This is a genomic window from Corallococcus sp. NCSPR001, assembly GCF_017309135.1.
Taxonomy (GTDB): Bacteria; Myxococcota; Myxococcia; order Myxococcales; family Myxococcaceae; genus Corallococcus.
Genome location: NZ_JAFIMS010000002.1, coordinates 1,889,941 through 1,913,686, shown reverse-complemented (window position 1 = coordinate 1,913,686; position 23,746 = coordinate 1,889,941). Strand labels below are relative to the sequence as shown.

Genomic DNA, 23,746 nt, shown 5'->3' with positions numbered 1-23,746 from the left:
CGCAGTCCCGGGCGGATGTCCCGGGACCGCGGCGCTTTTGAATCAGGGGGCCAGGACTTCGAACTGGCAGGTGGAGTCCTCCAGGGCCTGGAACGTGGAGTCCATTCCCACATCGATGCCGTAGGTGCCGGAGTGGGCTGCCGTGAAGGCAAACACCCAGCGCGCGCCCACGTGCTCGCGGAGAGGCTCGAAGCGGCTGCCCTGGGCGTCGTAGAAGAACGGGTAGAGCTGAACCTGGCCCGGGCTGTCCTTCCAATCACAGCCGAACTGGTAGCGCTGCCCGGCGGCGGCCTGGAAGGAGAACCAGTCGCGGTCGGCCGCGTCCGGGATGCGGACGGGCACGGTCTGCGCCGGCCCCGTCAGCGGCGTCGCCGTGGCCAGGGTGTCGCCGTGGTCATCCTCGCCCAGGTCCTCGAACTGGAGGGTGTAGTGGCCCTCCTCCCACCCCGTCGCGAGGCCGGCCTCACTGTGCATGCGCACGAAGTGCGTGCCCTGGGATGCCTTGAAGGCCGTGCGCTTCCGGTCCATTGGATTCGAGGAGTGGAAGGCAGCCCCGGGGGCGGCGGCGGAGAGGTCACACAGCCGCAGGCCATCCATGGTGCAGGTGGCGCGGTAGTGATGGCCGGGCTGGACCACGAGGGAGAAGACGTCGTCGTCCGTCAGCGTTTCGACCTTCCCGGACACGGAGGAGGTGCCCCGCGGGAGCGCCGTGGCGGTCTCCACGGTGTCCCCGTGGTCCTCCGCGCCCAGGTCGTTCAGGGTGCAGCGGTAGGGCTGTGACGCACCGGCCTCTCCCTGGTCCTTGATCTCCGCGTAGGCCAGGCCCCCCAGGCCCTTGATGGTGATGCGTCCCCGCGAACCCGGCTCGATGCCGCCGTTCTCGGCGTACGCGTGGACCTTCCCCTTGGAGGTGAGGAAGGCCTGGTACCAGAACTGCGTGGGGAAGGTGCAATCGAGCACGTAGATGTTGCCCGCCACCGACTGGAAGGAGAGCAGATCCCGCTCTCCCCAGTGCTCACCGCTCCCCACCAGGACCTGCGCCGACGGCGTGTAGGGCGTCGCCGTGGCGAGCAGGTCGCCGTGGTCGTCCAGGCCCATGTCCATGAAGCGGAAGGAGAAGGGCGCCACGGGGGCCTCGGAGTACTCGGAGTACCACTGGACCTCCACCGTATGGACGGCGCCCGCCGTGAGCCCGGACCAATGCCACGCATGGGGGGATGAGCTGACGCCCCGGTTCGGCATGCCGTAGTCGAGCGACGTCCCTGCTGCGTCCCGCAGCCGAAGGGTGTGGCCATCGGAGCCGGTCTCGACGATGAGGTCGTAGTGGTGCCCCGCCTTGGGCACGAAGGCGAGCCGGAGCGGCGTCTCCACGCTGGCCCAGGTCATGGAATGGACCTCCGTCGCGGACGGCGTCAGGAGCGTATGGCCCTCTGGAATGACGACCGTCGAGCCGGCGTCGGTCCCGGCGTCCGAGCCGGCGTCGACGGTGGCGCCCGCGTCAGGGGTGGGCTCGTCGTTGGAATCACAGGCGCCCAGCGTGAAGAGACAGACGCCGAGCATGAAGGCAGACAGGGAACGTTTCAGGATGGGCATACCTCGGAAGGGACGCCCACCCTATTCGACGCCTGACGCCCCGCCAATCTCCTCTCAGTACGGACTCGACGTGGGGCGGATGATGATCTCACTCACGTCCACGTCCGCCGGCTGGCTGATGGCGTAGCGGATGGCGCGGGCGATGGCGTCCGCCGGGATGGCGTCCTTGCGGAACTCGCGCATGTACTCGCGAGACGCCGGGTCGCTGATGCTGTCCGCCAGCTCCGACTGGGTGACTCCGGGCGAAATCACCGTCACCCGGATGTCCGCGCCCACCTCCTGGCGCAGCCCTTCGGAGAGGGCCATCACCGCGAACTTCGTGGCGCAGTACACCGCCGCCGTCGGGCTCACCGAGTGCCCGCCAATGGAAGACAGATTGATGAACTGCCCTGACTTCTGGCGCTTCATCACCGGCAGCCCCGCCGCGATGCCGTGCAGCACGCCCCGGATGTTCACGTCGATCATCCGGTTCCACTCGTCCAGCTTCAGCTCCTCCAGCTTGGACAGCGGCATCACCCCCGCGTTGTTGATGAGCACGTCCAGCCGCCCGAACTCCTTCAGCGTGAAGGCCACGAAGCCCTCCACGTCCTCGCGCTTCGTCACGTCCAGCGGCCGGTAGCGCACCTCACCGCCCTGGCCTCGCAGCTCGCCCGTCAGCGCCTCCAGCCGGTCGGCCCGGCGCGCGCCCAGCACCACCTTCGCGCCCTGGCTGGCGAGCAGGCGGGCTGTCGCCTCGCCAATGCCGCTGCTCGCGCCCGTGATGGCCACCACCTTGCCCTGGATGTCCGTCGTCATGGCTTGCGTCCTCGCTCGTGGGCCCGGCGCGAAGAGGGCGCCGGGGATGAGGACACCCTCTCAAAGAGGGCGGCGATGGCGGTATCCGGATGCTCGCGGACTCTTGCCCATTCCTGCACGGGCACCGCGGCTCCACAGGCGCTATGACTGAGGCGCATGCCGACCGACCTGAGCCCGCATCTGTCCGAGCTGGCGTTGCTGCTGGAGCGCCACACGCCCACGGACGGCATCCACGCCACGGCCATCCCGCGCATGGTGCTCATCCGCGCCTCCCAGCCCTCCACGCCCCTGCACGCGCTGCAGGAGCCGGCGCTGTGCATCGTGGCGCGGGGCCGCAAGCAGGTGCTCCTGGGCGACGAGCTGTATGTCTATGGGCCGGACCAGTGCCTGGTCGCGTCCGTGGACCTGCCCGTCACGGGGCAGGTGGTGGAGGCCTCCGCGGACGCGCCCTACCTCTGCTTCCGGTTGGACCTGGAGCCCGGGCAGTTGGGCAGCCTGATGATGGAGGCCGCGCTGGACGCGCCCGGCCCCACGGACATGGTCCGGGGCCTGGCCCTGGGTCCGGTGGGCGCGCCGCTGCTGGACGCGACGGCGCGGCTGGTGCGGCTGTTGGACACGCCGCGCGACATCCCCGTGCTCGCGCCGCTCGTCATCCGCGAAATCCTCTACCGCCTGCTGACCGGCGAGAACTCCGAACGGCTGCGGCGCATCGCCGTGGCGGACAGCCGCCGCGAGTCCGTCACCCGCGCCATCCACTGGCTCAAGGAACACTACGCCGCGCCGCTGCGCATCGAACGGCTGGCGCGCGCCGTCCACATGAGCCCGTCCGCGCTCCACCACCACTTCAAGTCCGTCACCGCGATGAGCCCGCTGCAATACCAGAAGCAGCTGCGGCTCCAGGAGGCCCGCCGCCTGATGCTGGCCCAGGCCATGGACGCGGCCATGGCCGGACACTCGGTGGGCTACGAGAGCCCGTCCCAGTTCAGCCGCGAGTACAGCAGGATGTTCGGTGCACCACCTTCACGTGACATCGCGAGGCTGCGGGAGTCGCTCGCCTCCGCCCCAGCGGCGGTGCGCTAGTCCCTGGGGCCGATGGCCGACCTGGCGCATCGTTTCCACGTTGTGCCCCCCTCAGGAGGGGCGCGATGTCATCTGGCGAAGGCGGAGACTGGGGACTGAAGCACACGGCGGCGCAGCTCACCGCCGAGGAGCTGGAGCAGGTGGCCCGCGAGGAGCCGCTCCGGGACTCCGCCCTGCCCCCCTCGGGCAGCGCCGTGCGGTTCCTGCGGGTGCACCTCATGCGCATCGCGGGACACCTGGGCGAGCTGCACCTGCCGGACTTCCAGGAGGTGGTAGGCGCCGCGCTCCAGGCCGTGGAGGGCCCCGCGCCCCTGCTCTTCGTCGCGCAGCTGCGGGAGCGGCTCGCCTTCGAGCGGACCAGTTCCCGGCTCTACGCGGGCCTGCTGGTGAAGACGCATGCCCTGGGCAGCTACCCGGGAGGCCCCACGCCGGAGCGGCTGGTGGAGCTGCACAACCAGGAGCTGGACCACCTGAACCTCATCCGCGAGTGCATCTACCGGCTCGGCATGGACGCGCCCCAGTTGATGGCGCACGGGGACAGCGCGGATCCGCGGCCCCATGGGCTGCTGCGGGCCGTGGACGACCCGTGCGCCACGCTCCCGGACGCGCTGCGCGCGGTCCTCATCTCCGAAATCCTCAACAACGCCGGCTGGGCGATGCTCGTGGACCTGGCCCAGGAGCTGGGACCGCCCGACCTGGTGGACGCCTTCCGCGAAGTCCTTCGCGAGGAGACGCTCCACCTGGAAGAGGTCACCACCTGGGTCGCCAACCTGCCGGACGACGTCCGCGTCACCGGCGCGCGGGTCTCCGCCAGCTGAAGGCGCTTCAGCGGGACACGGGCCGCCTGCGGGCGACGACTTCCCGCACGGTGGCGATGAAGGCCGGCTTGTCCGCGCTGCCCTTCACGCCGTCGAAGTCCAGGTCCAGGTTCTCGGCGATGGCCCGGAGGTACTCCAGACAGGGCTCGTCCTGGGGCGTCTTGCCTTCAGCGAACAGCGGATGACAGACGGGGCAGTAATTGACCACCCAGACGCGCTCGCCCTCTGGAATCTCCAGTGAGACGGGACTGCCGTCGCTCACGTCCTCTTCGTACGGCTCGATGCGCCAGACGCCCGTGGCGTCATCGTCGTCCATGAGCAGCTGCCGGTAGTTGAGGCTGGGGACGAACTCCCACTCGCCCCAGTCGTAGCCGTAGGCCTGCGTCCGCGTGCGGCGGGCGCGGCCCCGGGCCTCCTCGAAGGCGTCCGCGTCCTCCGGCGCCTCGTCCGCGGCGAAGAAGAACAGGTCCAGGAGGGCCTCGTCGTTGCCGATGCCCTCCTCCTCGCACTCCTTGCCGGTCTTCTCACCGCACTCGAACGACGAGGGAGGACCGCAGACGCTGCATCGGTAGTCGTGGACGCCCATGGCTCGAGCCTACCAGTCCCGGCCGGGCGGCTCAGTCATCGTCATCGTCGTCACCGTCGCCGACACCGTCCAGCCAATCGCCGTCGTCGGTGTAGTACCGGTCGGTGATGTTGAAGGTGCACGTCAGCTCGCCGCCGTCCTCGTAGTGGTAGACGAAGCGGCCCTGGGCCTGGCCATCCCCGTGCACCAGCCGCTCCAACGTCAGGGTTCCCTCCACCGGGACGCCGGTGACGGAGGGGTAGCCTGGATGCCCGGGGCCGAGGAATGCGTACCACTCGAGGAGCCGCGACGGATCCTCGGGCACCAGGGCGTCTCCCTCCCGCCGGAGCTTCGCGGTCCACGTCCCGGCGGTCACCGTGGGCTCCCCCGCGATCAGCACGTTCACCCCGAAGTGCGTCAACTCCGGGGCGCCGTCCGGCGAGTACTCCAGGTGGAGCTGCGTGCCCTGGTCCCCATCCTGGATGAAGTACGCGGACATCACGGCATTGTTGTGGATGGGCCACACCACGCTCCGGTCGCCGTACGGGCCCCGGCATTCGCCCTCGGGCTTGGGAACGGAATCACAGGCGGTGATGGACCATGCGCAGGCCAGCCATGGCAGCGCGGTGCGGAACAAGGGTCGGAGCATCCGCCCATCCTAACCAGGGCCCCCACCCGTCCCGTCAGTCCCACCGCGTCATTCCTCGGAAGCCTCCAGGACGTCGAAGGTGCACGTCAGCTCGCCGCCATCCGAGTAGCGGTAGACGAAGCGCCCCTGCGCGGCCCACGGAGACACCTCGTCCAGCGTCACCGAGCCCTCCAACGGAACGCCGGGCACGGAGAGGTACCCGGTCTCCTCGCCGATGTTGCCCACCCACGCCGTCACCAGCGACGGCTCCGCGGGCACCAGCCGGCCCTGCCGGGAGAAGAGGTTCACGGTCCGGTCCGCTTCCACCCGGGCGTCCTCCACCAGGTGGATGTCCACGCCGAAGCCCTCCAGGACCGGCTCGTCCTCCGGCGTGTAGTCCAGGTCGATGAAGGTGTCCGGCAGCTCGCCCTGGACGGCGCGGTGCACCAGCGAGGACTGCTCCTCGATGGGCCAGCGCACGCGCCGCCCCTGATGCGTTCCCCGGCACTCCCCCGTGGCCCTGGGGAACGCGTCGTCCACCCAGAGGCAGGAGGAGAGGCAGAGGGCGCAGGCCAACAGCGGCGGCACGACGCGCGGCGGAAGGGACATGGCCTTCATCCTATCCGGAGGACCGTGGACACGGCTGAGCCCGGGCTCCTTGTAATTCCTGTCATCCCCTGCCGACACGGAGGGTGGGATGACGCGCCACGGGTGAGCATGCTATGAGGCTGTCGCCGTCTGGCTTTGCCCTTCGCGGCCCGCTCCGGTCAGACGTTGTCTCCCCGGTCGTTCCACCATCCACATCCATCATTTCCCGCCCGGGGGGAGGCGTGGGGCCGAGGGCCCTTCGTGGGCTGCCTCCGGGTTCGTGCCTGGAGTCGTATGTCTTTCCTGTCGGGTTCCGTCCGCGCCTCGCGCCTGGCCGTGGCCGCGCTGACCTCCCTGTCCCTGACCCTGGGAGGGTGCGCCACGCTTCCTCCGCGAGGGCAGGTCGTCATGCGCGACGTGTCCTTCCCCCTGCGTGACTTCCGCATGCCGTCCGGCCTGCGCGTGGTGGTGGAGCGCGACGCGCGCGCGCCCGTGGTGGCGGTGGTCGCGGTGGTGGGCGCGGGAGGCTCCAGCGACCCGGGCGGCAAGGAGGGGCTGGCGCACCTGGTGGAGCACCTGGCCTTCCGCGCGCGCCCCGCCAACGGCCCCTCCGTGCAGGCGCGGCTCAACGCCTCTGGCGCGGGGCACTCCAACGCCAGCACCAGCCTGGACTACACCGCCTACGAGGAGCTCGCGCCCAAGGAGTCGCTGGGCGCGCTGGTGAAGCTGGAGGGGGAGCGGCTGTCGTCGCCGCTCTCCAACGTCAGCCCGGAGGTCTTCGCGGTGGAGCGCGAGGTGGTCCGCAACGAGCTGCGCCAGCGCAACGAGACGGGCTACGTGGGCCAGGTGTTCAGCTGGGTGCACGCGGCGTCGTTCCCGGCGGGAGACCCGTACGCGCGGCCCGTGGTGGGTTCGCACGAGTCGCTGTCCGCCCTCACCCTGGCGGACGCGCACCGCTTCGCGCGCGCCCACTACCGCCCGGACAACGTCACCCTGGTCATCTCCGGGGACGTGGACCTGGCGGAGGTGGAGGCCACGCTCATGCAGAACCTGCCGCCCGCGTGGGTGGGCACGGGCGCCCCGCTGGCGCTGGACACGCGCATGCCCGCGAAGCGCCCGGAGCCCGCGGCCGCGCCGGTCAGCAAGACGATGCCGGTGTACGCGGCGGCGGTGCCGTCGCCGGAGCTGTACCTGTCCTGGGTGCTGCCGCGCGCCTTCGACGAGGCCAGCGCCCTGCATGACTTCGTGGGCGTCAGCCTGGACAACAACCTCTGGGAGGCGGTGCGCAGCGATGGCGACATCGCGGGCATCTCCACGGGGCTGGTGCCCGGCACGCGCGCGTCGCTGCTCATCGTGCGCGTGCACCTGTCGCGCGGGGACCACCCGGAGCGCTCGGCGGAGAAGGTGCTGGACCAGGTGCACAAGACCTGGAGCGGGGAGATCGAGGCCAGCGGCGTGCTGGGCCAGGAGTTCAACTTCCAGGCCCTGCGCCGCCAGGTGGTGACGAACATGGTGCTGGAGTCGGAGCGGCTGCTGGCGCGGACCCGGAGCCGCGCGCTGCTCACCCACTTCACCACGGACGTGCGCTCGTATACGCGCTCGCAGATGGCGCTGATGGGGCTGGGCGGCAGCAAGGTGACGGACTTTGCCTACCAGTGGCTCCAGCGCGACCGGGCGCACGCCATCCTCGTGCGGCCGGGAGAGAGCGGCACTCAGACGGCGCTCCCCACGCTGGCGAAGCTGCCGGGCGGCGAGCCCGCGGTGGAGGGCGGCGAGCGCGTCACGCCGTCCATGCTGGCGGCCACCACGGCGCCCGTGCAGGTGCTGAAGCTGGAGAACGGCATGGAGGTGCTGCTGGTGCCCCGCCCGGGACTGCCGGTGGTGCGCGTGGGCGCGGCGATGGGCGGCGGGACGGCGCACGGGGTGAAGCCGGGCGTGGCGGACCTGGCGAAGTGGGGCTCCTTCCGCGAGTCGCACTTCGAGGGCCGCCCGAGCGACTGGGGCCTGCACGAGTCCACCCGCACGGCGTTGGACCACGTGCGCGTGGACATGGCCGGCACGGCGGGCAACGTGGGCAACATGCTGGCGATGCTCGCGGAGGACCTGTCCAGCACCCGCACCTCGGAGGACGTGGTGCGCTACTGGCGCGAGCAGGTGCAGCCGTGGCGCGAGGCGGTGGACACGCGGCCGGAGGTGCTGGCGCACCGGAACCTGATGCAGGCGCTCTACGGCACGCACCCCTACGCCAACGAGGCCACGGGGGCGCAGATGGGGCAGGTGTCCTGGTCGGAGGCGCAGGCGTGGTTGGAGGACGTCTACCGCCCGGGCAACACGACGGTGGTGGTGGCGGGCGAGTTCGAGGTGAAGGACGTGGAGCCGCTGGTGCGCAAGTACCTGGGTGACTGGAGCAGGGGCAAGCCTCAGCCGGTGGCCGTGCCGCCCGCGCCGGCGCTGCCCGCCGCGTCCGCGAAGGTGAGCACGCTCTTCACCGCGCGCCCCGGGGCCACGCAGGGCCAGGTGCAGGTGGCCTGCCGGCTGCCCACGGCGACGCCGGAGCTGGAGGCGCGCTACGCGCTGATGGCGGAGCTGCTGGAGGTGGAGGCCTACGACCGGACGCGCTCCGGGACGGGAGCGTCCTACGGCTTCAACGCCGAGCCCTGGATTGGCCGGGGCGGCGCGGCGCACCTGCTGCTGGGCGGCAGCCTGGATGCGCAGCGGATGAGCGAGGGCGTGGGGTCGCTGCGCGAGACGCTGGCGGCGTTCGCGAAGGAGGTGTCCGAAAGGGACCTGGCGCATGCGCGCGCGCGGCTGCTGGCGCGGCAGGGGGTGTCGTTCATCTCCACGGATGCGTGGGTGGAGGCGCTGCTCGAGGCGCGCGTGCGGGGCTTCCCGGTGGAGTCGGTGGCGCAGCGCCCCGCGCACCTCCAGGCGGTGACGGCGGACGCGCTGAAGCAGGAGTTCGCGGGTTGCCTCCAGCGCCTCGTGGTGAGCGTCACGGGGGATGAGCAGCCCAGCCGCGCCGCGCTCCAGGCGGTGTCGGTGCCGTAGCGAAGGACGGCCCTCCGTGGGCGCGGCACGCGTCCACGGAGCCGATGGCGGGGCCCGCCGCCCACCGGTCCCGGGCTTCGCGTCCGGAGGGCATGACCCGCCGGGCCGCGTGCCTCCGTATGAGGAGGCATGCGAGTCATGGACCTCCGCCGGACGCGGTACCTGCTGGGCGCCCTGCTGTCGTGGGGCGCCGCCGCCTGCCACGGGACGGACGGGCCCACGTCCCCGTGCGAGGACACGGACTGTGCGGTGCCCGGGCTCACCCGGGCGTTCGAACAGGGCACGCCCTCCACCCAGACACTGGCGCGCGCGGACTTCGGGGGCCTCAAGGTGCGGCGAGCCTCCGGACGCACCTTCGTACTGGAGACGTCGCGGGACGCGGAAGGCCGGGACACCCGCAGGCTCACCGTGTCCGCACCGGACGGTTCGCGGCTGTGGCGGTTCGACGCCACGGCCGGTGACCATCTGAGCGATTTCACCGTGCATCCGTCCGGGGAGGTCACCCTGGGCGTCGAGCGCACCGGTGCGACAGCGGAGGCCTACGACCTGGTGCGCCTGTCCACCGAAGGCCAGGTGCTGTCACGGCAGCCCCTGCCCACGCCCACGACGGTTCCCGGCGCCGACCTGGGAGACACCCTCCCCTCCCCCGCGTTCCGCATGAAGTCGCCCTGGATCCACGCCCTCACCGACGGCTGGCTCCGCACGGAGGCGCGCGGCGAGGACGTGGCCGTGGCCTTCCTGTCGCTCGTGGCCGTCCCGGAAGGCGGACCCACCACCCCGGAGCTGGCGTCAGGCCTGATGACGCTCCAGTGGATGGACGGGCGCTACACCGAGCAGTGGACCCGCGTCGTGGACGGACGCCACTCCACGCAGCCGGCCGCCTGGGCCTACGACGAGTTCCGCTGGCGCGAGGCCGCGCTCCGGCCGCTGCTCGCGGTGGACGCGGATGGGCGGCTGGTGGTGGGGCGCACCTGGAACAGCTCCCGCTGCCTGGCCTCCAGCCGCACGTTCAATGACTTCACCGCCGTGCACTGCCGCTCCGGCGACGACGTCACCACGCCCGCGGACACCGAACGGCAGCCCTTCGCCCTGACGGCCTTCACGCCGGTGGGGACGCGCATCGGGACGCACGTCTTCGTCCCCGCCCGGGCGGCGGAGTTCGTCGTCTTCGACATGGCGGTGCGCGACGGGGAGGTGGCGCTCGCGGGTACGGTGGTGACGGAGGGCTCGGAGGGCACCATCGCCTGGTACCCGTCCGCGCCGGGCGCGGAGGACCGGATGACGCCCTATGACGGATATCTGGGCGTGCTGTCGCTCGACTCGGGCGCGCTGCGCTTCGAGCACCGCGTGGACACGGGCCGCGCGGACCACTTCTCCGCGCTGCGCTGGACGGACGCGGGGCTCATCGCCGTGGGCGCATCCGGCTGGGACCGGTGGCACGGAGGGATGAGCATCTCACGCGGCGCAGGGGCCCTGCTCGCGCTCGCGTCCACCGACGGCCAGACGGTGCGCACGCGGAAGGCCGGCCCCGAGGGACAGGGCCGGCACTTCCACCTGCTGGGCGTGGACGCGGACGAGGACTCACTGGTGGCGGTGGGGCTCGCGGACGCGCCGATGACGCACTCCGGAGACAACGATCACCCGGAGCAGATGACCTTCGGCGGGCTCACGGTGGAGCTGCGCTGAAGCCCACCGCGTGCCCCCGTGGGCTCAGTACGCCGGGGTCACGTAGCAGAAGTCAGACAGGTACGGGCAGTCCTGCGCGCAGCTGGACGGCGTCTCCCCGTCGCAGCAAACGCTGTCGCCACAGACAGGCCCGCCGCCGCAGTCCCTCGGGCAGTTGAAGGCGTTCTCCGTGCCCGGGTCACACACGTAATCGCCGCAGTAGCCGCCGGGGCTGCCGCAATCCTGCGGGCAGTTGTACTGATTCTCCGCGCTGGGGTCGCAATAGCTGTCACCGCACACGGCGCACAGGCCGGCGGCGGACGCGGACGCGAACCCCATGGGCGTCACGTAGCAGAAGTCAGACAGGTACGGGCAGTCCTGCGGACAGCTGGACGGCGTCTCTCCGTCGCAACACACGGAGTCACCACAGGTGGGGCCGGTGCCACAGTCCTGCGGGCAGTTGAACGGGTTCTCCGTCGCGGGGTCGCAGATGAAGTCGCCGCAGGAACCGCACAGGGCCTTCTCCTGACGCGCCAACTCGGGCGCGGCCGTCTCAGTCTCCACGGCCCCTCCGCACGCCAGCAGCAGTCCGGACACCAGGGCCAGCAGGCCCAGCTTCATCGCGTTCATCGTCTGTCTCCGTGTATTCAGCGCTTCCGCCCTGAGCGGGCTTCCGCTTGTTAATACGGCTCACGGACGGCGCTCAAAGCCTGGGAGCGCACGGCGTAGACTGCCGGTCATGACGACCTCCGCTTCCGACGCCTCGCGGCTCCTGGACCTGCTGTGGGAGCGCTACGCCTCCGAAGTCCCCTTCGCGCGCACCTTCGTGACGCTGTCCGGGGGCCACTTCCGCAACGACCACGTCGCGTTCCGCACCCTCGCGCGGCCGGAGGGAGGCATCGCCCTCTTCTCCCGCGTGTTCGAGCGGTTCGGGTGGAAGCCAGCCGGCGCGTACACGTTCCCGGACGCGCACCTGTCCGCCATCTACCTGTCGCATCCGGACGGACTGCCGCGCGTCTTCCTGTCCGAGCTGAAGCAGGAGGAGCTCTCACCGCGCGCCCGCGAACTGCTCGCCGCGCTACCGGTGGATCCGCCGCCGCCGGAGGACGTGGACGCGCTCGCGGCGTGGTTCACGGCGCCGCAGCCTCCCGAGGAGGCCGCGCTGCTGGAGCTGGAGAAGGAGACGCAGTACGGCGCGTGGCTGCTGGCCTTCGGCCGCAAGGTGAATCACTTCACCGGCGCGGTGGACGACGTGGAGGCGTGGCAGCGGCGCATGCGCGAAGCGGGCGTGCCCATGAAGGCGGACATCGAGGGCGAGGCCGGCACGTCCCTCAGACAGACGGCCACGCACGCGGCCCCGCTGCCCCTGACGCTCCGGGGCGGAGGCACGCGCGCATGGCCGTATGCGTACTTCGAGATCGCCCAGCGCTCGGGAGGGTTCGACGGGTTCCTGGGGCCGCAGGCCCGCGCGCTGTTCGACATGACGAAGCGGGGCTGAGGCGGGTGGCGGCCGCCGCCGCGCCGTCCGCGGGGGTGCGCGTGTCCGCTGTGCGATGGAGCCGTCCATCCCCGGGGTGGGGCCTTCAGGCAGGGCGGCGTGGAGGACGAGTTGCGAGGGCTGGGGCACCTCGCCACCTTGCCGCACGACGAACCCACGACAGAGGAGGGCACACCATGCCCATGTCCCGACTTCCGCTGATGCTCGCCGCGACCGCGGCGCTTTGTTTCTCCGCGGGTTGCTCCAAGAAGGGGATGCACAAGGAGGATTCCAAGGGGCCGATGTCCGCCACCGAGATGTCGTCCACGGGGGACCAGCGCTGCCCCATGTCCGTGCCGGGCGCGCAGGTCCACACGCAGGACACGTCCGACGGCGTGGCGCTCGTGTTCACCACGTCCGACCCGTCACAGGTGTCCGACCTCCAGACGCGCGCCCGGCGGTTGCTGGACGAGCAGTCCAAGCGCACCAACAGCGCGGAGACGCCCCTGGACCTGGCGCAGGAGGAGGACCTGGGCGACACCCCCACGGAGATCCAGTCTGGCCGCGACGAGAGCGGGACCGGTGGCGCTGGCAACCAGGGCATGGCCGGGGCGCCCTCCGTCCTCTCCACGGTCGTGGCCACGGACACGCCGGAGGGCATCACCGTCACCTACTCCGCGCAGGACCACATGCAGAAGCGCCAGCTCATCGACGAGGTCCACGAGACCGCGCGTCAGATGCAGGGCGGTCACTGCCCCGGCATGTAGCCCACGCGCCGGGACGGCGTGGCGAACGCCGTCCCGGTGGTGGCCCTACCGGCGGAACACCACCGTGAGGTTGTTGCTCGGCATCTCCACCACGCGCTCGCGCAGGAGCCCGTGGCGCGCCGCTTCGGCCGTGACGGCGCCCAGTTCGCGCACGCCCCAGGACGGGTCGCGCGCGCGGAGCGATTCGTCGAAGGCGAGGTTGCTCGGCGCGGTCTCCTTCCCCTCCACGAAGTAGGGGCCGTACAGCACCAGCCGTCCGCCCGGACGCAGCACCCGCGCCGCGCCCCGCATCAACCCCTGGCAGGCCGTCCACGGCGCGATGTGGATCATGTTCACGCAGAGCATGGCGTCCGCGTGCTCCACCGGCCATGCGTCCGAGCTCGCGTCCAGCACGCGCGCGGGCAGGACGTTGGCCAGCCCTTCCGCCACGCGCCACGCGTCGATGCTCTCCAGCGACGCCGCGTCACCGTCCGTCGGCTGCCAGGTCAGCTCCGGGAAGGCCTTCGCGAAGAAGGCCGCGTGCTGGCCGGTGCCGCTCGCCACCTCCAGCAACGTGCCCTCCGTGGGCAGCACCTCCCGGAGGACGGCGAGGAGCGGTTCGCGGTTGCGTTCGGTGGCCGGGGCGTGACGCTTCATGCCCTCCCCTCTTCCACACCCGCGCACGCGAGAAAAGGCCGCTCGCGGAAGATTGCAATCACAGCCAACACGACGGCCGCCCCGCATGGAATCCGCAACACTTTCCGGGTCTTTTCGAAAACCTCCTGCCTCGACGCGCCTCATCCCCCAGGCAGGAGTGACCTTGACGTTCTTCAACCGGAATGTTTCACGCATGCTGTGCTCCATGTCCCTGCTCGCGCTCGCGGGCTGCGGGCCCATGGAGGCGGACGCCCCCTCGCTCCCCGAGCAGGAGGTCGCGACCGCGCGGCAGGCGGTGTCCACCATCGCGTACCGGAGCAGCGCCACGGCGGGGGGCAGCACGCGCACGTCGCTGAGCATCGCGAAGCCCACGGGCACGGCGGCGGGTGACGTGCTGCTGGCGCGCATCATCAACCGCAACAACGTGGCCGCGGTGGCGACGCCGCCCGCGGGCTGGGAGTTCGTGCGCTCGGACCAGAGCGCGTCACAGATCAAGGCGTGGATCTTCTACAAGGTCGCCACCGCGTCCGAGCCGTCCTCGTACGCGTTCACCCTCGACATCGCCAGCTACATGGCCGGCAGCATCTCCGCGTTCTCCGGCGCGGACACGAACAACCCCGTCGACGCACAGACGGGTCAGAAGAACGGCCTCACCGCCAGCTTCAACACGCCCGCCCTCTCCACCAGCACCTCCAACGGCGTCGCGGTGTGGTTCGGCTCGCAGCTGTGGACCGGCTCCGCGTGCCCGGCGAGCCCCATCGTCCCGCCCGCGGGCTTCACCGAACCCGTGGACACCTGCCTCGTGTCCTCGTCCACCGGTCTCATCTACAACGTGGCCCACAAGGACCTGGGCGCCGCGGGCGCGCAGGGGCCGTTCAACGGTTCGTCCCCCTACGCGGAGACGAACACCGCGCAGGTGGTGACGCTGCGCGAGGCCAACGCGACCATCCCCTGCTCCGTGGGGGACACCTTCTCCACCGCGTACACCACCCAGGGCACCGTGACGGCCACCGCGCTGGTGGAGCCGTCGGGCCTGGCCGCCAGCCGCCTCACGTCAGGCGTCCTCTACGCGCACAACGAGGACACCACCGCCATCGTGGCCATCAGCACCGCGGACGCGAGCACGAAGGGCACCTTCACCGTGTCCAACGTGACGCCCGCGGACTGGGAGGACGTCGCCACCGGCCCCTGCCCCGCGGGCCAGTGCATCTACATGGGCGACATCGGCCGCTCGAGCGCCAACTTCCCCACGCCGCCGTCCACCTTCGCCGTCTACCGCATCCGGGAGCCCAACATCGGCGCGGGCCAGACGAGCGGGAACCTCACCGCCGAGGCCTTCCCCTTCCAGTACCCGGACACGCCCAAGGACGCCGAGACCCTCATGGTCCACCCCACCACGGGCGACATCTACATCGTCACCAAGTCCTATTCGGGCGCGAGCAAGGTCTACAAGTTCCCCCAGCCGCTCCCCGCGCCGGGCACCCTGAGCACGCTCGTGTTCGTGGCCAACCTCCCGTTGCCCACCACCACGGACACCAACTACGGGGCCGCCACGTCCGGCGCCATCCACGCCTGCGCCAACCGCTTCATCCTGCGCACGTACCGCAAGGTGTATGAGTTCCGCGCCGCCACCGGCGCCGCCTTCGAGACCGCGTTCGCCGCCACGCCCGTCTCCCTGACGGACACCGTGGAGGGCCAGGGCGAGGCCATCGAGTACGACCCGACCGGCACGGCCTATTACACGATGAGCGAGTCGCCCTCGCCCTTCCGGCTCAAGCGCGTCGTGCGCCAGTAGCACGCCCCTCGCGGTTCATCCCCAGGCCGCGTCCGGCTTCCGGGCCGGGCGCGGCCTTTCGTGCGCCGTGAGACGTCCACGCCACAGCCACGGGCCTGGATGGATTTTATGTTATTTCTCGTTTTACTTGTATAATCGCATCCATGCGAAGCTTCTGTTCCCGTCTGGTGCTGCTCTCCCTGTTCACACCGCTGCTGGCCTGCGGGCCGGACGGAGACGCGCGGCCCGTCCCCGAGGCGCCGGCCGGGCAGTCGCGGGCGCTGGCGGCGACAGGCCATAAAGCGTTCCGGGTGATGACGTACAACGTGCGGGGTCCGCTGGACACGGGCGTGCGCGCGTGGCCCAACCGCAAGGCGGCGGTCCTCCAGCGCATCCTCGCGAACAACGCGGACATCGTCGGCGTGCAGGAGGCCCAGGCGCCCTCGGGCGGGCCCAGCATCCCCGCGGACCTCATCGCGGGGCTCACGGGCACGGACAAGCCCTACGGTGTCTACAACCCGGGCGGTGGCAGCCCGAAGCTCATCTTCTTCAAGAAGAGCCGCTTCGAGCTGGCCCCGGAAGTGGGCCAGGGCAACGAGGCGCTGGTGAACCCCTACGCCTCCAGCGCCACGTGCTTCAGCCACGCGGAGGGGAAGAAGATTGCGTGGGTGGGCCTGCGAGACCTGACGTCCGGCCAAGTGTACTTCGTGGCCAACACGCACTTCGCCTACGCGGCGGAGTGTTCGCTGGGGCGTCTCAGGGAAGCCGAGCAGATGGCGTCGTTCCTGGCCACGAAGCCCGGGGGCCTGCCGGTCATCGCCATGGGGGACTTCAACTCCGACGCGCAGGGCCAGCACACGCCAGGGGAGACGACCATCGCGGACCTGGAGGCCGGGGCCCGGCTGTTCCGCACCGCGCGCTTCGACGGCGTGACGGGCGAGGACGACGCCACGTTCAACAACGCGTGGAACGGATCCACGTCCACGAAGTACCAGCGGCTGGACTACATCTTCCACAACGGGGGCGCGCTCACCTCGTCCGCGCCTTCCATCGACCGGACGGAGAGCGGCGGCCTCACGCCATCGGACCACTACCCGGTGCTCGCCACCATCCGCCCGTCCCTCTTCAACGCGGGCTCCACCCTTTCGCCCACGCCCAACGGCACGTCCACCAGCACGCAGCTGTTCTTCGCGGACGTCACCGGCGACGGCTGCGCGGACCGCATCACCTGGAACTATTCGGTGGGCGAGGGCGAGACGTGGGTGGCGAAGTCGAAGTGCGACGGCGGCTTCGCCACGGCGGTGAAGAACGCGGGCGCGACGAGCGGCGTCGCCACCACGCGCTTCTTCTTCGCGGACGTCACCGGCGACGGCTGCGCGGACAAGGTCCTCTGGCGGCCCAACCTGGGGGACGGCGAGCTGCGCGTCTACCCCGCGAAGTGTGACGGCACCTTCGGCGACCGCGTGGCCGTCACCCAGGCGGCGAGCACCAGCGACGCCACGCGCTTCTTCTTCGCGGACATCACCGGTGACGGGTGCGCGGACCTGGTGCGCTGGAACCCCACGCAGAGGTCCGGCGCCTTCGACACCTTCGTGTCGAAGTGCAACGGCACGGTGTCTTTCGGCGCCGCGGTGACGAGCACGACGGGCGCGAACACGAGCGCGGGCACCCGCGTGTACTTCGCGGACGTGGACGGTGACGGCAAGGCGGACCGCATCCTCTGGAATCCGGACCAGGAGGGGGGCCGCACGCGCGTGTACCGCTCCACGGGCGCGGGGGCGTTCTCGCTGTTCTTCCTGCACGAGGCAGGCACCAGCGGCGTGGACACGTCCCGCTTCTACTTCGCGGACGTGGACGGCGACGGCAAGGCGGACAAGGTCTTCTGGCGGCCGGGCTTCCGCGAGGGCCGGATGCAGGTGTACCCGAGCACCGGCACCCAATTCGCGGGCAGCCCGGTGATGGACAACACGGGCTTCAGCAACTCGGAGAACACGGACTTCTTCTTCGCGGACATCGACGGCCGGGACGGCGCGGACAAGGTGTACTGGAACCCCGGCAACTACGACGGCGACACCAAGGTGTTCCGCGCGCTGGCCCCTTGACGCCAGCACGCGGGACGGCGTGCACGAAGCCAGGCACTCTACGCCCCCTGCCCCACGAACCCATGGCCCTGGACGGGGCGACGCGCGCAGACTGCGCCCCCACATGCGCGCCCTGCTCTTCGCCACCGTCCTGTCCGGGGTCCTCGCGGCCGCGTCCGCGCGGGCCCAGGCCCCTGCCCGCTCCTACGTGCTGCGCCCGGCGCGCGTCTTCGACGGCACCACACCCAAGCCTCACACGGGCTGGGTGGTGGTCGTCACCGGCGAGCGCATCGTCGCCGCGGGGCCCGCGCAGGGCGTGAAGGCGCCGGAGGGCGCGGAGGTCATCGACCTGCCCGGCGCGACGCTGCTGCCCGGCCTCATCGAGGGCCACTCGCACCTGTTCCTGCACCCGTACAACGAGGCGAACTGGAACGACCAGGTGCTCAAGGAGCCCCTGGCGCTGCGCGTGGCGCGCGCCACGAACCACGCGAAGGCGACGCTGCTGGCGGGCTTCACCACCACGCGCGACCTGGGCACGGAGGGCGCGGCGGACGCGGACGTGGGCCTCAAGCAGGCCATCGACCAGGGCATCATCCCGGGCCCGCGCATGGTCGTCACCACGCGCGCGCTGGTGGCCACCGGCAGCTACGGCCCCAAGGGCTTCGCCTCCGAATGGACGGTGCCCCAGGGCGCCGAGGAGGCGGACGGCGTGGACGGCCTCACGCGCGCGGTGCGCGGGCAGATGGGGCGCGGCGCGGATTGGATCAAGGTCTACGGCGACTACCGCTGGGGTCCGCGCGGCGAGGCGCTCCCCACCTTCTCCCAGGACGAGATGCGCCTCATCGTGGAGACGGCGAAGAGCGGCGGGCGTCCGGTGGCCGTGCACGCCAGCACGCCGGAGGGCATGAAGCGCGCGGTGCTGGCCGGAGCGCGGAGCATCGAGCACGGCGACGCCGGCACGCCGGAGGTCTGGAAGCTGATGGCCCAGCGGGGCGTGTTCCTGTGCCCCACGCTGGCGGCGGGCGACGCCATGCTCCAGTACCGCGGCTGGAAGCGCGGCGTGGACCCGGAGCCCGAATCCGCGAAGAAGAAGCGCGAGGGCCTCAAGGCCGCGCTGGCGGCGGGCGTGCCCCTGTGCGTGGGTGGGGACTCGGGCGTCTTCGCGCACGGGGAGAACGCGCGCGAGCTGGAGCTGCTGGTGGAGAGCGGCGTGACGCCCGCGCAGGCGCTCCAGGCGGCCACGTCCGGCAACGCGCGGATGCTGCACTGGGAGGACCGCATCGGGCAGGTGAAGGCCGGGCTCCTCGCGGACCTCGTCGCCGTGGAGGGCGACCCCACGCAGGACATCCGCGCCGTGCGCCAGGTGCGGTGGGTGATGAAGGGCGGCACGCTGTATTCGCGCTGAAAGCCAGCGTCAGAGCGGCGTGCTCACGATGCGCACGGAGCGCTCCTCCACGAAGTAGCGGCGAACGAAGCCCTTGAGCACCGCGGGCGTGAGCGGGGGCGGCGGCTGGAGGAAGCCCAGGTCCGTGCCACCCTCCCGGCGCGGCTCCGAGGCCTCCGCCGCCAGGGCATCCGCCAGCGCCGGGCCCGCGCTCGACAGCCCGTCCACTTCACGCCGGCCCCGCTGGGCCAACAGCTTCTGCTCGGCGGCGGCGGGCGGACGCTTCGCCAATGACTCGAAGGTCTCCTGCATCCGCGACGGCAGGAACGAGCCGTCCAGGGAGCGCGTGTACGCGAACGCCAGGAGCAGGTCGTTGCCGCGCAGCGTGAGGCACCGCACGTCCACGCCGGAGACGATGGGCTCCTTCACGTGCACCGCGAGCAGCAGCCGCAGCTCCAGCAGCGCCGCCACCGTCCGGCACGTCGCGCGCGCCTCCCGGGGAAGCGCGTAGCCCAGCGTCACGAAGGTGTTGTCCGCCCGCGTCTCCTGCTCCACCGGGAAGACGGCCTCCTCCAGCGCGGGCGCCACCCGCTCCTCGGCCAGGGCTGGCGCCAGCCGATAGCCCTCGTCCACCAGGCGGCGCGCCTCCTCGCCGTCCACGGCGCCCGTGAAGACGAGCGAGACGTTGGAGGTGAGGTACTCCGACGCGTAGAACTTCAGCACGTCCTCGCGCGTGATGCGGCCTCGCGAGTCGCGCGAACCGATGAGCGCGTAGGCGGCGGACACGCTGGAGAAGAGGGCCCCTTCAATCTGGCTGCCCAGCAGCGAGTCCTTGAAGTGGTACGTGCTCTCCGTCTGGATGATGCCCAGCTCGCGGTCCAGCCGCTTGCCGCCGGGGAGCATGGGGCTGGTCACCATGCGCAGCACGTCCCGGGCCAATGGGACGAACGCGCTCGCGGGCGCATCCAGCATGTACACGGTGGCGTTCGACATCGTGTGGGCATTCAACGTGCCGCCAGCCGCCTCCACGCGCGCGCGCAGCTCCGGGCCCGCCAGGTCGTGGCTGCCGTGGAACACCAGGTGCTCCACCAGGTGCGCCAGGCCCTCCTTGCCCGGTGGATCATGCGAGGCGCCGGAGCGCACCACCACGCGCAGCGACGCGGTGTCCGACGTGGGCCGAGGCACCAGCAGCAGCTCCGTCCCATCCACCAACATCTCGGAGGTGACGGCTGGCGCCGCGGCGGCGGACGGGGACGCGGCGAGGAGCACCAGCCCGAGCAGGGCGGGCTTCCAGGAGAAGGGGCGATGCATGGGTTATCTCCGCCGCATCCGGACGCCCGCCGTGGAGCGGAGCGGGACGACGCTGGGGGTGAACAGCAGGTGGATGCGGCGGTCCTCGCCCAACCAGCCCCGCACGGACTGCGTGAGGGACTCCAGCGTGAGGGATGTCAGCGCGGCCTCCAGCTCCGGCGCGTACCAGGCCGGCGAGTGCACGCTCGCCGCGAGCGCGAGCCCCACCTCCGTGGGGCTCCGGTCGTCCGTCCGCAGCCGCGCGAGCACCTGGGCCCGGGCCTGCGCGAACTCCTCCGCGCTCACGCGCCCCTCGCGCACCGCGCCCACCTCCTCCAGCATGAAGGGGCCCAGGTCCAGCGCGGACGGGTCCCTGGCGGGCAGCGTCAGCACCAGCTGATCCATCCATGGCGTCAGCACCACGGACGCGTCCTGCGCGTAGCCCACGCCCAGGCGGCGGAAGCGCTGCTCCAGCCGCTGTCCCAGGAGCGCGCCCACCACCCGCGCCGCCGCGGCCTGCCGCGCGTCCCCCAGCTCGATGGGGTAGGCCAGCACGTTGATGTCGCTCACCGCCGGGAGCTTGAGCGTCACCGGCAGCTGGGGCGACAGCCGCGTCACCGCCGACGGCGTCCCGCCCTTGTAGCGGGCCACGGTGCGCTTCAGGGCCTCCACGTCGAAGTCCCCGGCGGCGATGACCACCGCGTTGCGAGGACTCAACGGGCCGGAGAGATAGGCCGCGATGTCGCGGTCGGAGAAGGACAGCACCGACTGCGCGCTCGGCGGCACGGGGGCCCTGAAGCGCGGCTCCGTGGAGAGCACCACCGCCAGCACGGACTCCAGGAAGTCGTCCGCGAAGGTGAGCGAGGGGTCCTGTCCGGTGCGCTCCAGCGCGTCATCCAGTCGCGCGGCGTCCACCTGGGGCGAGAGCAGCCGCGGCAGCAGGTGCTCCGCGAGCGCGTCGAAGTCCTGCCGGGGCGCGATCAGCGTGAAGCCGCTCTGGCGCAGCCCCGTCGACATCGTCAGGGTCGCGTTCGCGCCGAACAGCTCGCGCACCAGGTCCTCGTAGCGCCCGCGCCGGTTGGCCTCCAGCATGACGTGCTGGGCCGCCCGGGTGAGCCCCACCAGGCCGCCCTCGTCGTAGCGCCCCACGGTGAAGACGACGTGCAGCGTGGCGCGCTCCGTCCCGGGACGTGGCGCGAGCACCAGGCGCGCGTGCTCCGGCGACTCCCGCGAGCGTTGAACCTCGAAGGGCGCGGCCGACGCCGCGCTCCAGGCCCAGAGCAGCAGCCCTCCCCAGACCCACGCCTTCATGGCGCCTCCTGACTGACGACCTGCGCACCGGTCCCCGTCGCGGGGACCGCCGCGTCCGTCCCCACCTTCACGCGGGGGCCCGCCACCGACTCCTCCACCCGCAGGCCGTTGAGCCCCGCCCGCCGCACGGTGAGCGCGTAGCGCGCGGCGCCGTCCGCCGTGTCGCGCCGGGGCCAGGCGAGCCGCAGCCGCTGGCCCCACCACTCCAGCGGATGTCCGCCGTACAGCGCCTCCTCCTCCGCGGGCGCGGAAGCCCCCTGGACCGCCAGGGCCCGCTTCACCCTCACCATGTCCGCCGCGGACTCCCACCGCGCCTCGCGCTCCTCCTCTTCCTCCGGCCGCGAGTCCTTCTGGGCCAGGGGCGTCCCGCCGCCGTGCACCCGCAGAGGCCGTCCTCCCTGCCACCAGGACAGCTCCTGCCGGTTGCCCCGGGCGTCGTAGGTGCTCCACTCCCCGTCGCGCAGGCCGCGCGCGTAGTGGCCCTCCACGTGCGTGATGCCGCTCGCGAAGAAGTGGGCGTAGGGGCCCTGGAGCCGGCCGTCCGCGTACGTCCTGCTCTCCAGCACGCGCCCGTCCAGGGCCAGGTCCTCCACCACGCCTTCCAGCCGCCCCCTGTTGAAGCGGGCGCGGAACACCACCGCCTCCGGCATGGACGCGTCGTGGAGGCGCCATTCGCCCACTTCCAGCCCGTTCGCGTACTCACCGTCCGCGAGCAGCCGCCCCTCCCGGTCCCAGCGCGACCAGCGCCCGTCGCGCCGTCCCTTCGCGTACGCCTCGCGGAAGAGCAACTGTCCCCGCGCGGTCCTCAGCCACGAGGGCCCCGCTGGCGACTCCAGCACCGTCAGGCAGCGGGACAGCACGTGGCCCCCTGGCGACGAATCGCGCCGCAAGGTGGTCCCGGTGGGACAGGCGTCCAGGCTCCAGCGGTCCGCCACGAATCCGCCCGCGGCGAGCCCCAGCAGCGCCAGCGCTCCCGCCCCGGCCCAGGAGGACGGCAGCGTCGCCGGGGGGCCCTGCGGCGCGGCCCGGGAGGCCCGGGGCAAGCCATGCTGTCCCCGGCTCAGCTGGTGGAGGATGCCCTCGCGCATCCACAGCGTCCCGCAGGAGGCGCACGGCACCACCGCGACGCCCTGGAACACCACCGTCGAGCACGCGCCCCCGCAGGAGGCGCACCTCGCCGGCCTGCCTCCGGGCTCCTCCAGCATCCGGCGCAGCGCATCCGCGCGCAGGCCGCGCTCGGTGAGGACCTGGTCCTGCTCCCGGGCGGTCAGCAGGTCGCCACCGCAGGCGTCGCAGTGGGCCCCCAGCCGCCCCTCGCTCCGCCACAGCGGGACCGCCGCCGGGCAGTCCGGGCAGTCGTAGCCCGCCTCCTGCCGCGCGGCCTCCGGGGCCGCGGCGGCCTCCACGTCCGCCGCCTCCACGCCCACCGCCTCCGCGTCGCGCCACGTCCACCACACGGCCCTCAGGAAACCCAGTTGCAGGCCCAGGAGCACCGCGTCCACGCAGAGCACGGCCAGACCCCAGCGCGGCGAGCGCGTGAGGAACTCCGAGGTGAGCAGCAACGCCACCCCGCCCTGAAGCAGCACGATGCCGGACGCGCAGGCCCTCAGCATCCGCGCGCGGGCGTGCGGCAGCTCGGACAGGACGCTCGCCAGCCGGGGCAGTCCCGCCAGCAGCAGGCCCGCCACCAGCCCCGCCGCCACCGACGCGGGCCGGGACGCGGGAAGCGCGCCGCGCCCCCGGAGGCCCTGCACCGCCACCGCCAGGAACAGGGCCCACGCGAGCCAGGGCACCAGCGACACCGCGAGCCCCCAGGGCCGGGGCGGCGCGCTCCACAGCCACGGCCCCAGCACCCAGGCCTCCAGGAACCGGGGCATCACCTCTGGCGAAGCCAGTTGCCCGAGCCGGGCCATCCCGAACGCGCCCATGAACAGCAGGGCCCACTTCGCGCCGTCGCGCGTGGCCCCTCCGCCGTTCGCCTCGACGGCGGCCCCCTCATTGACTTGTGAAGACATTTCCCCTCGGGATGAGACGGCGCGCAGTCTAATCACATCCCGTTGTCATCCGGAAAACCCTCCCCGAGAAACCCCGCCTCAGGGCAGGGATTGACCCGGCCGACCCGCCTTGCCTATACGTCCGCGCTCCGAGGGGGGACGGGCATGGGAGCCCGAGCCCTGATGTCTTCCAGACCTGTCTTTGATTTCAGGGAAACAATCCATGTCATTGCTCCGCAGCATCTGTCCGTG

The 23,746-nt window shown here is 71.7% G+C and carries 19 protein-coding genes; 9 read left to right on the top strand and 10 right to left on the bottom strand.

The window, feature by feature from the left end:
- Positions 1-42: 42 nt before the first annotated feature.
- Together JYJ93_RS09950 and JYJ93_RS09945 are read right to left on the bottom strand one after the other, a co-directional pair.
- Positions 43-1,560: a hypothetical protein gene (locus JYJ93_RS09950; protein WP_206788579.1), complete on the bottom strand. Its 1,518-nt coding sequence runs from the start codon at positions 1,558-1,560 to the stop codon at positions 43-45.
- A gap of 87 nt (positions 1,561-1,647) precedes the next feature.
- Complete coding sequence (locus tag JYJ93_RS09945) at positions 1,648-2,388, bottom strand: SDR family oxidoreductase (protein WP_206788577.1); 741 nt, start codon at positions 2,386-2,388, stop codon at positions 1,648-1,650.
- A gap of 156 nt (positions 2,389-2,544) precedes the next feature.
- Between JYJ93_RS09945 and JYJ93_RS09940 the strand changes: the two genes are divergently transcribed.
- Together JYJ93_RS09940 and JYJ93_RS09935 are read left to right on the top strand one after the other, a co-directional pair.
- The gene (locus JYJ93_RS09940) at positions 2,545-3,468 is read left to right on the top strand and encodes an AraC family transcriptional regulator (RefSeq protein ID WP_206788575.1); all 924 of its coding nucleotides are present in this window, start codon (positions 2,545-2,547) and stop codon (positions 3,466-3,468) included.
- Positions 3,469-3,533: 65 nt separating this feature from the next.
- The gene (locus tag JYJ93_RS09935; RefSeq protein WP_206788573.1) at positions 3,534-4,286 is read left to right on the top strand and encodes a ferritin-like domain-containing protein; all 753 of its coding nucleotides are present in this window, start codon (positions 3,534-3,536) and stop codon (positions 4,284-4,286) included.
- 7 nt (positions 4,287-4,293) lie between these two features.
- Here the strand turns inward: JYJ93_RS09935 and JYJ93_RS09930 are convergent, their stop codons facing one another.
- The 3 genes from JYJ93_RS09930 to JYJ93_RS09920 are packed head-to-tail and all read right to left on the bottom strand — an operon-like array spanning position 4,294 to position 6,088.
- Positions 4,294-4,872 carry a hypothetical protein gene (locus tag JYJ93_RS09930; RefSeq protein WP_206788571.1) on the bottom strand — a complete coding sequence of 193 codons (579 nt, stop codon included), beginning with the start codon at positions 4,870-4,872 and terminating at the stop codon, positions 4,294-4,296.
- A 31-nt stretch (positions 4,873-4,903) separates the two neighbouring features.
- Positions 4,904-5,500 carry a hypothetical protein gene (locus tag JYJ93_RS09925; protein WP_206788569.1) on the bottom strand — a complete coding sequence of 199 codons (597 nt, stop codon included), beginning with the start codon at positions 5,498-5,500 and terminating at the stop codon, positions 4,904-4,906.
- Between the two features lie 48 nt (positions 5,501-5,548).
- Positions 5,549-6,088 (bottom strand): hypothetical protein, encoded by a 540-nt coding sequence (locus tag JYJ93_RS09920; protein WP_206788567.1) that lies wholly within the window; start codon positions 6,086-6,088, stop codon positions 5,549-5,551.
- Between the two features lie 273 nt (positions 6,089-6,361).
- Here JYJ93_RS09920 and JYJ93_RS09915 point away from each other — a divergent pair, with 273 nt between their 5' ends.
- Together JYJ93_RS09915 and JYJ93_RS09910 are read left to right on the top strand one after the other, a co-directional pair.
- Entirely contained in the window at positions 6,362-9,115 is a 2,754-nt protein-coding gene (locus JYJ93_RS09915) for a M16 family metallopeptidase (RefSeq protein WP_206788565.1), read from the top strand.
- A 138-nt stretch (positions 9,116-9,253) separates the two neighbouring features.
- Complete coding sequence (locus JYJ93_RS09910; protein WP_206788563.1) at positions 9,254-10,801, top strand: hypothetical protein; 1,548 nt, start codon at positions 9,254-9,256, stop codon at positions 10,799-10,801.
- Between the two features lie 24 nt (positions 10,802-10,825).
- Here the strand turns inward: JYJ93_RS09910 and JYJ93_RS09905 are convergent, their stop codons facing one another.
- A complete protein-coding gene (locus JYJ93_RS09905) occupies positions 10,826-11,410 on the bottom strand; it encodes a hypothetical protein (RefSeq protein WP_206788561.1) in 585 nt (194 codons plus the stop codon).
- 109 nt (positions 11,411-11,519) lie between these two features.
- Between JYJ93_RS09905 and JYJ93_RS09900 the strand changes: the two genes are divergently transcribed.
- Both JYJ93_RS09900 and JYJ93_RS09895 read left to right on the top strand, forming a co-directional pair.
- Positions 11,520-12,278: a DUF1338 domain-containing protein gene (locus tag JYJ93_RS09900; RefSeq protein WP_206788559.1), complete on the top strand. Its 759-nt coding sequence runs from the start codon at positions 11,520-11,522 to the stop codon at positions 12,276-12,278.
- Positions 12,279-12,454: 176 nt separating this feature from the next.
- Positions 12,455-13,024, top strand: a complete 570-nt coding sequence (locus JYJ93_RS09895) for a hypothetical protein (protein WP_206788557.1) — start codon at positions 12,455-12,457, stop codon at positions 13,022-13,024.
- Positions 13,025-13,069: 45 nt separating this feature from the next.
- On the opposite strand, the gene JYJ93_RS09890 is transcribed toward JYJ93_RS09895, so the two are convergent.
- Positions 13,070-13,660, bottom strand: a complete 591-nt coding sequence (locus JYJ93_RS09890; protein WP_206788555.1) for a DUF938 domain-containing protein — start codon at positions 13,658-13,660, stop codon at positions 13,070-13,072.
- A gap of 163 nt (positions 13,661-13,823) precedes the next feature.
- Between JYJ93_RS09890 and JYJ93_RS09885 the strand changes: the two genes are divergently transcribed.
- The 3 genes from JYJ93_RS09885 to JYJ93_RS09875 all read left to right on the top strand — a co-directional run bounded on the left by JYJ93_RS09885 (position 13,824) and on the right by JYJ93_RS09875 (position 18,920).
- Positions 13,824-15,455 carry a cell wall anchor protein gene (locus JYJ93_RS09885; RefSeq protein WP_206788553.1) on the top strand — a complete coding sequence of 544 codons (1,632 nt, stop codon included), beginning with the start codon at positions 13,824-13,826 and terminating at the stop codon, positions 15,453-15,455.
- Between the two features lie 143 nt (positions 15,456-15,598).
- Positions 15,599-17,536: an FG-GAP-like repeat-containing protein gene (locus JYJ93_RS09880; protein ID WP_206788551.1), complete on the top strand. Its 1,938-nt coding sequence runs from the start codon at positions 15,599-15,601 to the stop codon at positions 17,534-17,536.
- A 103-nt stretch (positions 17,537-17,639) separates the two neighbouring features.
- Entirely contained in the window at positions 17,640-18,920 is a 1,281-nt protein-coding gene (locus JYJ93_RS09875; RefSeq protein WP_206788549.1) for an amidohydrolase family protein, read from the top strand.
- A 9-nt stretch (positions 18,921-18,929) separates the two neighbouring features.
- Here JYJ93_RS09875 and JYJ93_RS09870 read toward each other — a convergent pair whose 3' ends face one another.
- The 3 genes from JYJ93_RS09870 to JYJ93_RS09860 are packed head-to-tail and all read right to left on the bottom strand — an operon-like array spanning position 18,930 to position 23,515.
- Positions 18,930-20,210: an insulinase family protein gene (locus tag JYJ93_RS09870; protein ID WP_206788542.1), complete on the bottom strand. Its 1,281-nt coding sequence runs from the start codon at positions 20,208-20,210 to the stop codon at positions 18,930-18,932.
- Between the two features lie 3 nt (positions 20,211-20,213).
- Complete coding sequence (locus JYJ93_RS09865; RefSeq protein WP_206788540.1) at positions 20,214-21,500, bottom strand: insulinase family protein; 1,287 nt, start codon at positions 21,498-21,500, stop codon at positions 20,214-20,216.
- Positions 21,497-23,515: a hypothetical protein gene (locus JYJ93_RS09860; RefSeq protein WP_206788538.1), complete on the bottom strand. Its 2,019-nt coding sequence runs from the start codon at positions 23,513-23,515 to the stop codon at positions 21,497-21,499. The genes JYJ93_RS09865 and JYJ93_RS09860 overlap by 4 nt, the downstream gene beginning before the upstream one ends.
- Between the last annotated feature and the right edge of the window lie 231 nt (positions 23,516-23,746).

Bases quoted from the DNA above. Each gene is read 5' to 3' on its own strand.
- JYJ93_RS09950 (WP_206788579.1), bottom strand. From the start codon at position 1,560: ATGCTCGGCGTCTGTCTCTTCACGCTGGGCGCCTGTGATTCCAACGAC.
- JYJ93_RS09945 (WP_206788577.1), bottom strand. From the start codon at position 2,388: ATGACGACGGACATCCAGGGCAAGGTGGTGGCCATCACGGGCGCGAGC.
- JYJ93_RS09940 (WP_206788575.1), top strand. From the start codon at position 2,545: ATGCCGACCGACCTGAGCCCGCATCTGTCCGAGCTGGCGTTGCTGCTG.
- JYJ93_RS09935 (WP_206788573.1), top strand. From the start codon at position 3,534: ATGTCATCTGGCGAAGGCGGAGACTGGGGACTGAAGCACACGGCGGCG.
- JYJ93_RS09930 (WP_206788571.1), bottom strand. From the start codon at position 4,872: ATGGGCGTCCACGACTACCGATGCAGCGTCTGCGGTCCTCCCTCGTCG.
- JYJ93_RS09925 (WP_206788569.1), bottom strand. From the start codon at position 5,500: ATGCTCCGACCCTTGTTCCGCACCGCGCTGCCATGGCTGGCCTGCGCA.
- JYJ93_RS09920 (WP_206788567.1), bottom strand. From the start codon at position 6,088: ATGTCCCTTCCGCCGCGCGTCGTGCCGCCGCTGTTGGCCTGCGCCCTC.
- JYJ93_RS09915 (WP_206788565.1), top strand. From the start codon at position 6,362: ATGTCTTTCCTGTCGGGTTCCGTCCGCGCCTCGCGCCTGGCCGTGGCC.
- JYJ93_RS09910 (WP_206788563.1), top strand. From the start codon at position 9,254: ATGGACCTCCGCCGGACGCGGTACCTGCTGGGCGCCCTGCTGTCGTGG.
- JYJ93_RS09905 (WP_206788561.1), bottom strand. From the start codon at position 11,410: ATGAACGCGATGAAGCTGGGCCTGCTGGCCCTGGTGTCCGGACTGCTG.
- JYJ93_RS09900 (WP_206788559.1), top strand. From the start codon at position 11,520: ATGACGACCTCCGCTTCCGACGCCTCGCGGCTCCTGGACCTGCTGTGG.
- JYJ93_RS09895 (WP_206788557.1), top strand. From the start codon at position 12,455: ATGCCCATGTCCCGACTTCCGCTGATGCTCGCCGCGACCGCGGCGCTT.
- JYJ93_RS09890 (WP_206788555.1), bottom strand. From the start codon at position 13,660: ATGAAGCGTCACGCCCCGGCCACCGAACGCAACCGCGAACCGCTCCTC.
- JYJ93_RS09880 (WP_206788551.1), top strand. From the start codon at position 15,599: ATGCGAAGCTTCTGTTCCCGTCTGGTGCTGCTCTCCCTGTTCACACCG.
- JYJ93_RS09875 (WP_206788549.1), top strand. From the start codon at position 17,640: ATGCGCGCCCTGCTCTTCGCCACCGTCCTGTCCGGGGTCCTCGCGGCC.
- JYJ93_RS09870 (WP_206788542.1), bottom strand. From the start codon at position 20,210: ATGCATCGCCCCTTCTCCTGGAAGCCCGCCCTGCTCGGGCTGGTGCTC.
- JYJ93_RS09865 (WP_206788540.1), bottom strand. From the start codon at position 21,500: ATGAAGGCGTGGGTCTGGGGAGGGCTGCTGCTCTGGGCCTGGAGCGCG.
- JYJ93_RS09860 (WP_206788538.1), bottom strand. From the start codon at position 23,515: ATGTCTTCACAAGTCAATGAGGGGGCCGCCGTCGAGGCGAACGGCGGA.